The following is a 16,317-nucleotide window of genomic DNA, read 5'->3' as shown; positions in this document are numbered from 1 at the left end:
TATGACACCATTTAAAACCAGGGTTTACCCGTTTTTAATCTTTTTACTTTCAATTACCATCTTTTCCTGCAAAAACCAGAGTAAAATAATCTGGCAAATTGGAACGGCAGATGGCAGCGCGGATGAATTTGCCCTGGCACCCGATGAATACAGTCGATTCCTCGAAAAAGATTTCGGATGGGAAGATGGTTTTTATTTAATCGGGACGTCTGACGAAAAAAACGACTGGCCTTACGTTTTGCCCGGTCCCTCCGATGAATTTGGTGGCACTTCGGGAACGGCAGGCTGGCGGTCGCATACTTTGAACATCCTGTTTTCACTGAAAAAAATCCCCAAAAATGCGGAGTGTACTTTGGTGGTTGACATTCTAAGCTACAATAAAAACAATCCACCCGTTTTTAAAATCAGCATCAACGGAAAGTCGTGGAAAAATTTCCTTCCTGTCGGAACAGGAACTGACTTGCCGGCAGGTAAAAATCCGGATTCAGCTGAATATACCATTAAAATCCCATTCGATTCGGATCTGCTTAACATGGGAGGAAACGAAATTAGCCTGACTACCCTGCAAGGTTCCTGGTTAATGTTTGACCAAATAAGACTGGAAGGTCCGGCCAAATCGAAACTCAAAGAAAACAAACAACTTTTTATCCGTAACGTTGAACCGGCAGATTATGAAACAGAGACTCCTGGGGGGAATATGCAGCCACTTTTGGTGGATGTCGAACACCTGAACGGACTCCCCCTTCTCGAGGTTTATCTGGATGGGGAAATTATTCTTTCTGAAACTATTGAAACCGGCAGATATGTTTATGAAGCTCCCATGCCGGCAGTTTTAACTTCCGTAAAAAGCAGCTATGAAATTAAGGCTGACGGGAAAACACTGGAAAAAGGTAAAATCCAACGCGAACAACAAAAGACGGTTACTCCGGCCGATTATGTGGATACCAAAATGGGAACAGCTCATTCGCGGTGGATGATTGCTCCCGGCCCGTGGATGCCCTTCAGTATGGTAAAACTGAGTCCCGACAACCAAAACAGCGGGTGGCAAGCCGGCTACGATCCCATTTTCGAAACCATTGGAGGATTCAGCCACATTCATGAATGGACTATGGCGGGATTGCTTCTGATGCCCACCAACGGACCGCTGGGTACAATTGTTGGTGACGAAAAACGGCCCGACGAAGGATACCGCTCCCGCCTGAACACCGAAACCGAAGAAGCGTCCATCGGTTATTACAAAGCAGAACTAACCGATTACAATATTTTAGCTGAATTAACATCCACAACCCGTTGCGGATTTCAGCGTTACACTTTTCCGCAGGACCGGCCAAATTCACGCATTTTGGTTGATTTGCAGATTCCGGCAGAATACCGGTACAAGCTGCAAAAAGTTCAAATTAAAAAAGTATCGGATAACCGGGTGGAAGGTTTCAGCAGCCAGATTTCACCCAACACCTGGTCGGGCGGGGTTTCACAGGAATATATTGTACACTTTGTACTAGAGTTCGACCAGCCGTTAAAAAGCTTCGGTTTTTGGACCGAAGAAGGAACAATAACCGGAAGCAATATACTCCAGCAAGAAAATCCGGAAGATGCCGGAGCGTGGTTCGAATTTGATACCGGCAGCAACCCGGTAGTTCTGGTTCGTACAGGAATTTCCTATGTAAGTATCGAAAATGCAGCGAAAAACCTGGAAACCGAAATCAGTCAGCCATTTGGATGGGATTTTGAAGCGGTACGGCAGTATAATGTCGATACTTGGAACCACCTGCTTCAACGCGTCCACATATCTACAAATGACCAACGCGAAAAACGAAGATTTTACACCAACATGTACCGCGCTTTATGCAGTCGGAATATCTTCAGCGATGTGGACGGGAAATGGGTAGATGCCGATGAAAAAATCAGGCAACTGGCTGACCCGGAATCACCTGCACTGGGCTGCGACGCGTTCTGGAATACTTTTTGGAACCTCAACCAGTTCTGGAACCTGGTAACGCCCGAATGGAGCAGCCGCTGGGTAAACTCACAACTGGCCATGTACGACGCCGGAGGCTCGCTGGCCAAAGGCCCGGCAGGAATGGAATACATTCCGGTTATGGTTGCCGAACACGAAATTCCGCTTATTGTTGGTGCCTACCAGATGGGAATCCGTGATTTTGATGCAGAAAAAGCATTTGAAGCTGTAAAAAAAATGCAAACCACACCGGCACAAAAAGTGGGCGGAGGATTTGCCGGAAACCGCGACCTGCTGCCTTACCTGAAATACAAATATGTGCCGCACGACAAAGGCCGTTTTTCAAATACTTTGGAATATGCATTTGATGACTGGACCGTAGCACAGTTTGCCAAAGCTTTGGGAAAGGAATCAGACTACCAGACTTTTATGGAACGGGGGTACTATTGGAGAAACGCCATCGACCCCGAATCCGGTTATGCCCGCATGAAAAACTCCGCTGGTGAATGGCTACCCGATTTTGACCCGTACCAGTCAGGAAGAAATCATCACTACGTGGAAGGCAACGCCTGGCAGCTTACTTTTTTTGTACCACAGGACGTGCCGGCACTTGCTGAAGCCATTGGTAAAGAACGGTTTGTGGAACGGATCGACTGGGGATTCAATGAAAGTAACAAATGGCGGTTTAACGCGCCCAACGACCAGTACTGGGATTATCCGGTAATGCAGGGAAATCAACAATCTATGCACTTTGCTTTTCTGTTTAACTGGGTGGGAAAACCATGGCTCACCCAAAAATGGAGCCGTGCCATTACCCAGCGGTATTACGGATATGGCCTTGCCAATGCTTACCTGGGCGACGAAGACCAGGGGCAAATGAGTGCCTGGTTCATTATGGCTGCACTCGGTCTTTTTCAAACCGACGGAGGAACCAGCGTTGAACCGGTTTATGAAATCGGGAGCCCTTTATTCTCCAACGTTGAAATTAACCTTGGCCAACAATACGGCCGCGGGGAAAAATTTATCATAGAGGCCCAAAATACTTCACGGATAAACAAATACATACAATCAGCCAGGTTGAACGGAGAAGTGTTGAATAGTTTTAAATTCCCGGCCAGCGAACTGCTTAAAGGCGGAAAACTTGAATTAATTATGGGACCTGAGCCCAACAAAAAATGGGGCATTCAATAAATCAGGAACAGCAAATGAACAGAATAGCTTTGGGTGCCGATATTGGCGGCAGCCACATTACTTGCCAGCTTTTTAACCTGGAAACCAGCAAACCGGTTGTACATACCCGGCACAGGATTGCCGTGAATAGCCGGGCTTCGAAAAACGAAATACTGGACCAATGGATTGCTGCCATACGGCTGACCACAAAAAATCAAAACCTTCCTTCGCTTTCAGGAATCGGTTTCGCCATGCCGGGCCCGTTTGATTACCAAAACGGCATTGCCTGGTTCGAAGGAGTTCGGAAATTCGAAAAACTGTACGGCGTGAATATCCGGGAAGAAATTCAAAACAGGATGAACTTACCTGCAGATTTTCCGGTCAGGTTTCTGAACGATGCCGCATGTTTTGCCATTGGAGAAGCCTGGTTGGGTGAAGCGTCGAATTATCACCGGATAATTGCTCTCACTATGGGAACCGGTTTTGGAACCACCTTTATAAAAAATAAATTTCCAGTTGCAGGAAAGGAAGGAATCCCTGAGGACGGATTTTTGTACCATATCCCGTTTAAAAATTCTATTGCCGACGATTATTTTTCCACGCGCTGGTTTCTGAAAACGTATTTCGAAAAAACAGGAAAGAAAATCCATGGGGTAAAAGAGCTGGCAGAAAAAGCCCATAATGAAGCTGTTGATGTTGAACTGTTCAGGGAATTTGGCCAAAACCTTGGTGAATTTCTGGTACCATGGGTTAAACAATTCGATGCCAACTGCCTGGTTCTGGGAGGAAACATCTCCAAAAGCTTTCCGCTCTTTAAAACTGAAATGGAGGCTCAACTCAGAAACACCAATGTAAACCCAACCATTTGTCCTTCAGAAATGGAAGAAAATGCAGCACTTTTCGGCAGTGCCAAATTATGCGACAATACATTTTATTCGAAATTAATAAAAACTAAAATCATCTGACTATGAACAAAAAAACAATATCCGTTGCATTCGTCACCCCGGTTTTACTCTCTTTTTTTGTAATGAGCGCCTGCGATCTCGTTGGAATTAGCGTTGATAATGTTAAAGCAGATTTTGGATTGAACAATACTTTATCTCAGCTCATTCCACTGGCGGTATTTGCCTGGTTTTTCCTTTTGTCTGTCCCCACTGGCCTGTTACAAGACCGAATTGGAAAACGAAATATGCTCAATATCGGAATCCTTCTCACTGCAGTGGGCCTTTTTCTTCCGTTTTTCGTCTATTCTTTCTTAACGGTGATGATTGGGTTCGGACTCCTTGGTATTGGGAACACCATCATTCAAGTTTCAGCAAACCCGCTGCTTATCGATGTCGTTCCACCTGCGAGGACATCCAGTTTCTTGAGTTTTTCCCAATTTGTAAAGTCCATTGGTTCCATGATTGCCCCATACATGGCTACCTATTTCGCCTTACATTTTGGCGATTGGAAACTAGTTCTTCTGTCTTTCGGTCTGGTTTCGCTTCTGTCAGCTGGCTGGCTTCACTTTACCAAAATTACCGAATCACTGGTCAGCGAACAAAAAGCCACTTTGGCTTCTTCCCTTAAACTGCTGGGAGTTGGTTACATTGCTTTAATGGTTTTAGGCATTTTTTTTGTTGTTGGCCTCGATGTTGGAATTAATGCCACCTCGGGACAATTTTTATTGTTGAAAATGGAAATGAACGCCGAATCTGCCCAACAAGGCCGGAGCCTCTATTTTTTCGGCAAAATGTTGGGAACATTCCTGGGTGCCCTCTTGCTGGTACGGTTTTCACCCACTAAATTTTTAATCGGATCGGCAACGGCAACCCTTGTAACAACACTGCTTTTTATCTTCTCTCCTACACCTTTGGCGGCACAATCTCTTATATTTCTAATTGGGTTGACTGCTTCCAACATTTTTCCTCTGATTTTTACCTTGACCGTAAAAAAATATCCCACCCGGGCAAATGAAATCTCAGGCCTCATGATTATGGCCGTTTCCGGAGGGGCAATAATTCCACCTATTGTGGGAGGTATTTCAGACTTGTTCAATATTACTACAGGAATGTATGTTTTTGTTTTTTGTGCAATATATTTGCTATTTATTTCAATATATTCATACAAAAAGGTTTAATATGCATAAAATCGGAATCTTCATCATTGGAATCTTCCTGCTGATATCATGTATCAAGGAACCGGAATATAATCCCACTTTCAATGCCGTTCAATATGTCGATCCACAAATTGGCTCCGTTCATGGACGGTGGTTTTTTTATACGCCGGCAGCACTTCCGTTTGGAATGGCAAAACTGGCGCCTCACACCAATGCCTGGGAGAGCTTGGGAAGCTGGCTGCCCGGCGGTTACGACGACCGGCACACGTCCATTGAAGGATTCGGCCATTTTCATGAATTCCAGATTGGTGGCGTGGTAGTAATGCCAGCCACCGGCCCGTTGAAAACCGTTCCCGGTACGCTTGAAAATCCCGATGAAGGCTATCGTTCGCGTTTCGAAAAAAAAGATGAACATTCAGAACCGGGTTATTATTCGGTTATTCTAAAAGATTACAACATAAATGCCGAACTCACAGCAACCGACCGGGTGGGATTTCATCGCTATACTTTTCCTGAATCAAAAGAATCGCGGCTGATTTTCGACATTGGCCACAAACAGGGCGAAAGCTCCGATGTAATTGAAGCGTTTGCCCAACTGGTAAACAATAACGAAATAGAAGGCTACGTGGAAACTTATCCCGAGTACGCCAAATTCTGCGATCCGGGGAATTACGTAAAAATGTATTTTGTGGCTCAACTTAGTAAAGAACCTTCTTCAGTGGGAACCTTTGTTGACGAGGATGTTCAGCCGAACAATTCCACGACCAAAGGAGTGCGGAACGGCATTTTTGTCACCTTTGAAACCGCAGAAAACGAAGTGGTGGAGATGCAGGTGGGCCTTTCCTACACCAGCATTGAAAATGCAAAGCTGAACATGGAAACCGAAGCAACCTGCAAAACATTCGACGAAGTTCACCAGAATGCTTCCCGCCAGTGGAACGAGATGCTCGGGAGAATCCGGGTGGAAGACAGCAATGAAGAAAACAAAACAAAATTTTACACCGGCCTGTACCACGTACTCCTTGGCCGTGGAATTGCCAGCGATGTGAACGGACAATACAAGCTGAACAGCGATGGAATCGGCCAAATTCCGCTGGATAAAAACGGGAAACCACGGTACAACCACATCAACACCGACGGTATGTGGGGCGGATTCTGGAACCTCAGTCAGTTGTGGGCAATGGCCTATCCCAAATATTTCCAGCAGTATTTGCAGTCGAACATCGATTTCTACAAGGAAACCGGCTGGCTGCACGACGGCGTGGCAGGCGGAGTTTACACCAACGGTGTGCAAACAAACTTTCAGGGACTGCTCATTGCTTCGGCTTACAACTGCGGTTTTCGCGATTTTGACTGGGAAACCGGTTACGAAGCTGCGGTGAAAAACGAGCTGGAATCCAGGGGCAGAAATCTGGGAAACGGTAAATACGACCTGCATTACTTTGTGAACAACGGTTTTGTGCCTTATCAGGATACCATCATTTCCAACGGCTGGGCGTTTAATTTCGGCGCATCACACACGCTGGAATATGCTTTCAGCTCGTTCGCTGTGGCGCAGATGGCGAAAAAAAGAGGCAACGAAGAAGATTACCACAAACTGATGGAGCAGGCCGGTTACTGGAAAAATCTTTTTGATGCGGAAACCAGATTTATCCGGCCAAAGCTACCGGATGGCGAGTTCATAAAAGATTTTGACCCCATGAAAGCCTGGGACGGATTTCAGGAAGGAAACGCTTATCAGTTTACCTGGTTTGTGCCGCACGACATTGCCGGCCTGATGAAAAATATTGGAAAAGAACTGTTTAACGAACGCTTGGAAAATACCTTTGAAGAAAGCAGAAAATCGTTGTTTGGCGGAGGACAGGAAATCCATAGTTTTTCCGGCGTTGAAATGCTTTACAATCAGGGCAACCAACCCTGTTTACACCAGTCGTGGCTGTTTAACTACTCCGGCAAACCGTGGCTCACCCAAAAATGGACCCGCACCATTTGCAACGAGTTTTACGGCACCGAACCACTCCACGGGTATGGTTTCGGACAGGATGAAGACCAGGGCCAGTTAGGCGCGTGGTATGTTATGGCTTCCCTCGGACTTTTCGATGTGCAGGGACATGCCAATGCCGAACCTACATTTCAATTTGGCAGTCCGCTGTTTGAAAAAGTGTCCATTCAACTTTCTGAGGAATCAAATCACCGGCTCATTATCGAAACCGAAAATAACAGCCCGGAAAATTATTATGTCAGAAACCTGAAATTTAATGGTGAAACCATCGAAAACTCCTGGTTGAAAAGGGAAAAACTGATGCAAGGTGGCACGCTGGTTTTTGAAATGGATTCGATTCCAAATGAAAATTGGGGCATAAACACTCCACCGCCATTAATGAGTGATGAATGGGAATAACTAAAATAAATTTAAACCATATGAATAAGCTATTTTTTATTGGCATCGCAGCCGGACTCCTCGCTTGTGCATCGCAACCTGACCAAAACGAAAACCTCATGAAACAAATTCAAACCAATGAATATTTCGAATTCGTTAAAGAAAAAGCGCTGGAAGTTGTGAAGACCGGATTTAATGCCGGTGACGGATACGGCGAAGTGTGGATTCGCGATTACAACACCTTTATCGAACTTTCGGCAGAGGTTTTTGAAAACCATGTACTGAAAGAAAATCTGATGGTATTTTTCAGGATGCAGGGCGACGACGGCAACATCATCGATGGATTTATTCCGGCCGAAAAAGCCGGTGGTGGGTACGATTACATTTATTCTGAACTGGAACCGCGTTATGCCGGGCACAAAAACACCGTGGAAACCGACCAGGAATCGTCGCTGGTGCAGTCGGTTTACAAATATGTGCAGGCCACAGGCGATAATTCCATTCTAAATGAAAAAGCGGGCGAAAAAACCGTGGCAGAGCGACTGGAATGGTCCATGGATTTTCTGATGAACCATCGGCACAACGAGCAGTACGGATTGCTGTGGGGCGCTACCACTGCCGACTGGGGCGACGTTCAACCCGAACATGATTGGGGCGTTTACCTCACCGACGACACCCACTACGCCATCGACATTTATGACAATGCCATGTTCCTGATTGCCCTTGAAAACCTGATGGAACTGCTGCCGGAACAGAAAGAAAAATGGCAGCCGGTGCATCAACAGATTTTCAACAACTGCCGGAAACACCTGTGGGACGAAACCAACCAAAAATTCATCCCGCACATTTACCTTGATGGTTCGCCTTTCCCCGATGATTTTAACGAAAACGAAATTTATTACCACGGTGGAACGGCAGTAGCCATCGAAGCCGGATTACTTTCCAAAAACGAAATAAAAACCTCCGTAGAAAAAATGGCTGAAAATGTAAAACTTTCCGGTGCCGGCTCTATCGGACTGACCATGTACCCGCCCTATCCCGAGGGATTTTTCAAAAACGAAGGCATGTACCCGTACGGTTATCAAAATGGCGGCGACTGGACCTGGTTTGGCGGTCGCATGATTCAGCAACTCATTAAAAACGATTTTGCAGTGGAAGCTTACGAACACATGCAACCCATGGTAAAAAGGGTGAAGGACAACGATGGTTTTTTTGAATGGTACACCGTAAACAACGAACCCAAAGGCTCAGGCACATTCCGCGGTTCGGCAGGTGTGCTGTGGAAAGCCATTCAACTGTTTGAAAAATTTACAAAAGAAAATAATCAACAATGAAGAACAATTGGAGATACAGCAGCCAGTTTTTAATGCCTTCCATTAAAACAAAAAACAAAAAAGGAAAGTACGACATTTACCCCACACATTTACTGGACGACGGGAAAATAGAAAAAGGATTTGAGGGATTAGCTGAAGAATTAGCACAGCACCGTACAATTTTAATTGACGGTTTCGTTGGCGTGTTTTTCGAAGATTTCAGAGAAAACCTGCAAAAATATTTCGATCGGAAAAAATTGAAAGTTCATTGGATTAATACCGCCGCTGCTTTGAAACCGGAGGCAGAAACTGATAAATTGATTGCCCCTTTTGTGGGAGGAAAAGACCTGCTGTTTGGAACACGAACCACGCTGAACCTTGTTGATTTTTTTCAGCAGGAGAAACTGAAATCGTTGGTTTTGGATGAATCTACCGATTTAAATATCATTTATGGAGTTGGCGCACTATTAACGGGTGTTGACGGGCTACTGGTGTATATCGATTTACCCAAAAACGAGCTGCAGTTCAGGGCGAGAGCGAAAGCAGCAACCAACCTGGGCGCCTCAAAACCGAATGACATCAAACCGATGTATAAACGTTACTATTTTGTGGACTGGCCCGTTTTAAACCAGCACAAGAAACAGGTTCTCCCGATTATTGATATCTTGGTTGACGGTCAGCGGCCGGAGGAAATCACCTGGATAAAAGGCAAGGATTTGAGGAACGGTCTGAAAACACTCAGCCAGAATGTTTTTCGCGTGCGCCCGTGGTTTGAACCTGGTGCCTGGGGAGGAAACTGGATACTGCAAAACATTGACGGCCTGAACAAAGATGTGCCGAATTATGCCTGGTCGTTCGAGCTGATTGTCCCGGAAAACGGACTGGTTTTCGAAAGTTCAGGTAACCTGATTGAGATATCATTTGATGCACTCATGTTTCAGGAAGCGCAGGCGGTTTTGGGTGATGCTTATGAACAGTTCGGCATGGAGTTTCCCATTCGTTTCGATTTTCTCGATACGTTTGACGGAGGCAATCTTTCCACTCAGTGCCATCCGCACAAGGAATACACAAAAAAACACTTCAACGAAAATTTTACCCAGGAAGAAACCTATTATATTTTGGACTCAAAAGGTAATGCCAGTGTTTACCTCGGTTTTCAGGAAGATATCGCCCCGAAAGAGTTTGAAAAAACGCTTACTGAAAGTTTCGAAAACAATACCGAAGTAAACATTGAAAAATTTGTGCAGAAACTTCCTGCAAAAAAACACGATTTATTCCTGATTCCCCCTGGAACCATTCACGGCTCGGGCATTAACAACCTGGTGTTGGAAATCAGCTCCACGCCTTATATTTTTACCTTTAAAATGTACGACTGGTTGCGACCCGACCTGGACGGTAAACCGCGTCCGCTGAACATACAGCGGGGAATGGAAAACCTCTGTTTCGAGAGGAAAGGATCTTACGTAACTAATAAACTGGTAGCCAAGCCAGTACTGATTGATTCAGGTAACGACTGGCAGCTGTTTCATCTTCCTACTCACGAAAAACATTTGTACGATGTTCACCGGATTCATCTGGAAACTGAAGTAGAAATTCGAACTGAAAACAAATGCCACGTACTGAGCCTGGTGGAAGGGAAAAGTATAATTGTGGAAACTCAAAATGGCGTACAGCAGCGGTTCAATTATTTCGAAACCTTTGTTGTGCCGGCCGCTTCCTGTTCCTATAAAATTATAAATGAATTGGGTAAAAAAATCATGGTGGTCAAAGCTTTCGTGAAATAGAAAATGGAAAGGCTGTTTACTCTCTTGAACCCAGGAGGTATAAATTTATTTGTAGGTTCTGAAAATAGAGAGATACAACCTCATATTTTTTTTGCAACTTTTATAAAACAGTACTTAGATTAACGGCTATGGACAACTGACGGATACAGCAAGGAAGAGACCTGCCCGCCCCTGACCGATTTAGTCATTCAGGCGGGCGGTCAGGCGGGTGTACCTGGTCATAGAGTTATGACAGGAAAGCGGATTACCCCAGGTTAAGTTTTGTTCCTGTGAGAACTTCTCGGTAAAGACATTCAGCTACTGGCACAGAAAGTACAAGGAGGAAAAAGAGCTATGAGTACAAAAGAAAGGACAGATGTTAAAGCATTGGAGCAACTTCCATCCAGCCACGAGGAATTTTGAAAAAACTTTCTGTAAACCGCTTGTTTCGTATTGTGAGCGCAAAAAATCCGGCTGTGGAGGGTCAATTCCCGTTGTGGCCGTGAGAAATCGCTCAGGGGCCACTCAAATCCCGCTGTAGCCGTGAGAAATTGCTCAGGGGCGAGTCATTTTCCGCTGTGAGATTGAAAATTTCCGTTGTGGAGGGTCAAATCGCGTTGTGGGCAACAAAAATCGTGTTGGGGAGGGTCAAAAGTCGCTGGGGACGGTGAAAAGCCCCCGTGGAGGGTCAAATCCCACGGGGGCGTTTAAAATCAGAAATTTACAATGCTAAGCATAGTATCTTTTCAATTTATTTTCGTTTTTCCAGAATACATACTGGCCATATTCGCGAATAATCCGGGCCTTTTCGGCCAGCAGGGTATAAGCCTTGTCGCGCAATACTTTAGACTCGTTGCCTTCGCCGGCAGCGCCATTTGAGGCAGCCAGCAATTCCGACATATTGTGCGAAAGGGCACGTGCCTGTGAAAGTTTTTCCATATCGAAATGAATTGCTGCCAGGGGCTCCGGGTATTTTTCGCCCAAAACAGCCAAATCGAGCAGATCTTGTACCATGTCGGCATTACTTCCGCCTTCGCGGATGCGTGTCACTTTCTTTTTCACATCGTCAAGATTACGGTAAGCAAATGAAAAATCATGCAGGAGTTCATTACGGAATTCAAAGGCCTGAGGCGATTGTTCCTGCCATTGGTTCCGGGCTTCCTCACGCGCCCGAAAGATACTCATCCAGTTGGCCTGACAATAACGCAGAGCACCACTTAGCGATGTCAATTCGTCAATCAGCGTCACATCCAGGCCGACAGCCGCCAAGTCATCACGGTCTTCGTTGGCATCAATGGCCAGGGTCTCGGCACTTGCCACAAAATCATCGATAGGAAGATTTGGCAGCTTAACATCTTTTGTAGGAACATTTTCAATGTTCTCTTTCCATTGTTCAAAATCATCAGAGTAAGACATAATTTATTAATTTTGAAAAGTTAATATTGTGCCCTTTAAAAAGGGCGTTATTTAATTCTGCCGGCGGGCTCCGTTCAAACCCTGTGAAATCCAATTTGTATTATTTCACAGGGTAAAGCCTGCCGGTTTTTTCTTTGGTTGCTTTATCCTGATAAAAAATTCGATTGACTCAAATGGGCTAATTGCCGGAAAACTTTTTCCGGTGACAATGTTTTACTGGCGGTTGCAATCATTTTCTTTTTCTTTATTTGGGCCGGCAAACATAAGCCGGGGATTATATGCGGGACAATTTAAAAATTATGATGCTAATATGCAATGTGTTATATAGCAGATTCCTAAAAAAGGAGCCTGGTTTTCCGCTTTCCCTATCCTCACCCGGTTTATATCTTTAAAATTTTCGTATTTTCGAGACTTTACTTTAAACCACGCCATTTTCAATGAGCAAAGAATTCATTACCAACCAGGATAAACTGCTTGCCGAAGTCGTTAATAACTACCTAAAGGATTCGGAGAACCTCTGTTTTTTGATTGGCTTTTTTTACTTTTCGGGGTTTGAGGAGATTGTGGATAATATTGGGGATAAAAAGTTGAGGAGGCTGGTATCTGTTAACAGCGAACTCAACTACAACGAATCGTCAATTGTTGCCCCGGAACTGCCCGGCATTATTTCGCGGGAGGATTACGAAAAAGCGGGGATTGAGGAGTTGGAGGAGTGGGAAAAAGTCTCAACCGGGATGGAAAGAAAATGTCTGAACCTGGATTTTACCAGATGACACAGATGACGCAGATTGCTAAAGAGAAATCTGAGCAATTCTATAATCTGTTGTAATCATAGTTCAGACAATTGCCAGAAGCAACAAATAAATTCTTAATATATGGCCGAAGAATACAAATACAAGGAAATGACCCATAAAATAATAGGGGCAGCCATGCAAGTACATAAGACTCTGGGGAACGGGTTTCAGGAAGTGATTTATCAACGGGCAATGGAAATTGAAATGCCTCTTTACGGGCTGAACTTTAATAGGGAATTTGAAATGCCCATCTGGTATCGCGAACAGCAAATTGGAACCCGCAGGGTTGATTTCCTGGTGGAGGATGTAGTTTCAGTTGAATTAAAAGCTTTGACAAAACTGGAAGATGTGCATTTGGCACAGGCCATAAATTATCTCGAGGCATACAATATTGAAGTAGGACTGTTGCTGAATTTCGGCGCCAAAAGCCTGCAATTTAAACGGTTGATTAATTCAAAATTTAACACGGTCTGAACGAGGATGGAAAGAAAATGTCTGAACAGGGGTTTTAACTGATGAGGCAGAATACGCTGAATCTGAGCAATCCAAAAATCTGCTGAAATCATAGTTCAGACAATTAACAGTTGGCACAAACCCCATTTCCATTCCTCCCCCATTTTTCGTAAAATTGTAAAGTTTGAATCATTTCAATTTTCAAAAAATGACACAACGATTGATCAGTTTCATTTCATTCCTTCTCATACATATAATTTTATTTTCCTTGACCATTTTAGCAGAAGATGGTAAAGATAACCTTCCGCAAGTTACCATCCCTCGGGCAGATGAATGGAGCCGGGAGCAGGTGGTGCTTGAAGCCGGCCCGAAAGGAAGCTGGGACGCCCGTTTATACGGGCAGATTAGTCCTTGTACGGTGGTGAAGAAAAATGGCACCTGGTTGCTTTATTACATTGGGGCCAATGGCAACCGCACTACCGACGGAGGTCCTGCCAACCGTTCGCTGGGAGTGGCCACAAGCACAGACGGCATTCATTTTAAAAAGTTTGAGAAAAATCCCATTCTCACACACCAGCCGCAGAACAACCCGGAAGAAGGCGTTTTTTCAGCGGGGGCAATCCTGGATAACAACAGCGACATTTTGCTCTATTTCGGGGCCACACTTGCAAGCAATCCAACGACCGAATCCGTGCAGTGCAATGCAGGATTGGCTTCATCCAATGATGGATTTCATTTTGAAAATCAGGGGTACGTTTTTTCATGGAATGATTCACAGGTGTGGGGCCACGGCGATGAAATTTCTCCAATAGGCGCATTTAGAGCTGGGGAGATATTCAACGTGTATTACATTGCCAAATCTGCTGAAGTTTCATGGGGATTGGGAGTGGCACGAGGTGACAGCCCTTCGGATTTCTCCCGTTTCATTAAGGTTCAGGATGAACAGCGAGACATCATCGGAGGTTGTGATCCCATTCGCATCAGCAACGACAGCATTGCACTTTTTGTGGTGAAAGATTTCAGCGCCAACACCATTGAAGTATTGACAGCCCATGTCGATCATCCCGAGAAACTGACCGGCCCCGTCCGAAAATATTCAGTGTTCCGGCCCAACTACCGGCACACCACCGTATATCTCGACAGAGAACGCAAAATGTGGTTTATGTACCAATCCACCGATCAGCCCGAAAACGGAAACAAAATAGTTGTGCGCACCGCCCCCATGAAACTGGTGGATTCGAAAAAATAATTCGAATATATTTTATTCCCAAATATTTACTCCCTCCCCCTTTTTTTGTAAAATTGTATAAGATTCAATACTGATATTATCAAAACTGTTCTATTAATCAAAAATATTTTTCAACTATGAACCAACATCTTGTTAAACTGATTTCCCTTTTCGTCACCGCATTTTTTTTACTGAATTGCTCGCCACAAACCGAAGAAGCCCAACGCCCCAACATCCTCTACATCATGAGCGACGACCATGCCTATCAGGCCATAAGTGCCTATGATGGTTTTCTTGCTGAACTGGCGCCTACGCCCAATATCGACCGGCTGGCCGACGAAGGGGCCCTATTCACCCGTGCCAACGTGACCAACTCCATTTGCGCGCCCAGCCGCGCGGTGCTGCTCACCGGGAAACACAGCTTTATCAACGGAAAAGTCGATAACGTGCAGCCTTTCAACTGGGATCAGCCCAACTTCCCGAAACTAATGCAGGCCAACGGCTACCAAACAGCCATGATCGGAAAAATCCATCTCGACGGCATTCCGCAAGGGTTTGATTTTTCAATGGTTTTGCCCGGCCAGGGGCACTACTACAACCCCGATTTTCTGATTGACGGCGAACGGGTACGCAAAGAAGGTTATTGCACCGATATCATCACCGAAACCACGCTCGACTGGATGAAAAACAAACGCGATCCCGACAAACCGTTCTGCGTGCTGTATCACCAGAAAGCACCGCACCGCAACTGGAAACCGGGGCCCGAATACCTCACGCTTTTCGATGACGTGACATTCGAACCACCGGCCAATTTTTTCGATGACTACGAAAACAGGGGAACCGCCGCTAAAGAGCAGGAGATGGAGATTGACGGCCATGCCCGCTGGGGCCACGATTTCAAAATGATTGTTGACCCGAACGGCGACAGCACCGGCTTTCACAATGAGCTGAACCGGTTCAATGAGAAACAGTTAGAGGACTGGTTGGCAGCCTATTCACCTAAAAATGAAGCCTTCAAAGCAGAATATCAAAATCTTTCAGAAAAAGAAATCGCGCTCTGGAAATTCAACCGCTACATCAAAGATTACCTGCGCACCATCAAATCGGTTGACGACGGTGTGGGCGAAGTGCTCGACTACCTGGAAGAAGCGGGACTGGCCGAAAACACTATCGTAGTATATACTTCCGACCAGGGATTTTACCTCGGCGAGCACGGCTGGTTCGACAAACGGTTCATGTACGAAGAGTCGTTCCGCACCCCGCTGCTCATTCGCTATCCAAAAGAAATTAAACCCGGTACGGAAATCGACAAGTTGGTACAAAACCTCGATTTTGCACCCACTTTCCTCGATTATGCCGGAATTGAAGTTCCTGAAGAAATGCAGGGTGAATCGTTCCGCAAACTGGTAAGCGGCGAAACCGGCCAGTGGCGCGATGCGGTGTATTACACTTACTACGAATATCCGTCGGTGCACATGGTGAAACGCCACTACGGCGTGGCAACAGAACGCTATAAACTCATTCATTTCTACTACGACATCGATGAATGGGAAATGTACGACCTGCAAACCGACCCCATGGAAATGAACAACATTTACGGCGACCCGGAATATGCCGAAGTTCAGGCCGACCTTCATGAAAGGCTGGAAGAGCTACGCGACTATTACGGCGACAGCGACGAGCTGAATGATAAATTCCTGCAGGAATACCTGGACCACAGGGCCGGAAAAAATTAACTGAAC

11 protein-coding genes and 1 pseudogene are annotated in these 16,317 nt (G+C 45.3%); 11 read left to right on the top strand and 1 reads right to left on the bottom strand.

Going from position 1 to position 16,317, the window contains the following annotated elements; genetic code table 11:
* Position 1 precedes the first annotated feature (1 nt).
* The 7 genes and pseudogenes from BUC07_RS05385 to BUC07_RS21600 form a co-directional block, all read left to right on the top strand.
* The gene (locus tag BUC07_RS05385) at positions 2 to 3,148 is read left to right on the top strand and encodes a GH92 family glycosyl hydrolase (RefSeq protein ID WP_073166735.1); all 3,147 of its coding nucleotides are present in this window, start codon (positions 2 to 4) and stop codon (positions 3,146 to 3,148) included.
* The gene (locus tag BUC07_RS05380; RefSeq protein ID WP_083578106.1) at positions 3,133 to 4,092 is read left to right on the top strand and encodes an ROK family protein; all 960 of its coding nucleotides are present in this window, start codon (positions 3,133 to 3,135) and stop codon (positions 4,090 to 4,092) included. The genes BUC07_RS05385 and BUC07_RS05380 overlap by 16 nt, the downstream gene beginning before the upstream one ends.
* Positions 4,093 to 4,094: 2 nt before the next feature.
* Positions 4,095 to 5,249 (top strand): MFS transporter, encoded by a 1,155-nt coding sequence (locus tag BUC07_RS05375; protein ID WP_073166732.1) that lies wholly within the window; start codon positions 4,095 to 4,097, stop codon positions 5,247 to 5,249.
* Position 5,250: 1 nt separating this feature from the next.
* A complete protein-coding gene (locus tag BUC07_RS05370) occupies positions 5,251 to 7,629 on the top strand; it encodes a GH92 family glycosyl hydrolase (RefSeq protein WP_073167061.1) in 2,379 nt (792 codons plus the stop codon).
* 20 nt (positions 7,630 to 7,649) lie between these two features.
* A complete protein-coding gene (locus tag BUC07_RS05365) occupies positions 7,650 to 8,942 on the top strand; it encodes a glucosidase family protein (protein WP_073167064.1) in 1,293 nt (430 codons plus the stop codon).
* The gene (locus tag BUC07_RS05360; RefSeq protein WP_073166728.1) at positions 8,939 to 10,705 is read left to right on the top strand and encodes a class I mannose-6-phosphate isomerase; all 1,767 of its coding nucleotides are present in this window, start codon (positions 8,939 to 8,941) and stop codon (positions 10,703 to 10,705) included. The genes BUC07_RS05365 and BUC07_RS05360 overlap by 4 nt, the downstream gene beginning before the upstream one ends.
* Positions 10,706 to 10,949: 244 nt before the next feature.
* Positions 10,950 to 11,042, top strand: a pseudogene (locus BUC07_RS21600) (hypothetical protein); the annotation flags it as partial.
* Between the two features lie 371 nt (positions 11,043 to 11,413).
* On the opposite strand, the gene BUC07_RS05355 reads toward BUC07_RS21600, so the two are convergent.
* Positions 11,414 to 12,100 (bottom strand): hypothetical protein, encoded by a 687-nt coding sequence (locus BUC07_RS05355; protein ID WP_073166723.1) that lies wholly within the window; start codon positions 12,098 to 12,100, stop codon positions 11,414 to 11,416.
* Between the two features lie 437 nt (positions 12,101 to 12,537).
* Between BUC07_RS05355 and BUC07_RS05350 the strand changes: the two genes are divergently transcribed.
* From BUC07_RS05350 to BUC07_RS05335, 4 genes are all read left to right on the top strand, one after another.
* The gene (locus tag BUC07_RS05350) at positions 12,538 to 12,873 is read left to right on the top strand and encodes a phospholipase D-like domain-containing protein (RefSeq protein WP_073166721.1); all 336 of its coding nucleotides are present in this window, start codon (positions 12,538 to 12,540) and stop codon (positions 12,871 to 12,873) included.
* A 102-nt stretch (positions 12,874 to 12,975) separates the two neighbouring features.
* The gene (locus BUC07_RS05345; protein WP_073166719.1) at positions 12,976 to 13,368 is read left to right on the top strand and encodes a GxxExxY protein; all 393 of its coding nucleotides are present in this window, start codon (positions 12,976 to 12,978) and stop codon (positions 13,366 to 13,368) included.
* A gap of 247 nt (positions 13,369 to 13,615) precedes the next feature.
* A complete protein-coding gene (locus tag BUC07_RS05340) occupies positions 13,616 to 14,596 on the top strand; it encodes a hypothetical protein (protein WP_073166717.1) in 981 nt (326 codons plus the stop codon).
* Positions 14,597 to 14,712: 116 nt separating this feature from the next.
* Entirely contained in the window at positions 14,713 to 16,311 is a 1,599-nt protein-coding gene (locus BUC07_RS05335) for a sulfatase family protein (RefSeq protein ID WP_073166714.1), read from the top strand.
* The last annotated feature ends 6 nt before the right edge of the window (positions 16,312 to 16,317 follow it).

It is taken from the genome of Tangfeifania diversioriginum (assembly GCF_900141875.1).
GTDB lineage: Bacteria > Bacteroidota > Bacteroidia > Bacteroidales > Prolixibacteraceae > Tangfeifania > Tangfeifania diversioriginum.
This window is presented reverse-complemented; position numbering and strand designations above follow the sequence as displayed.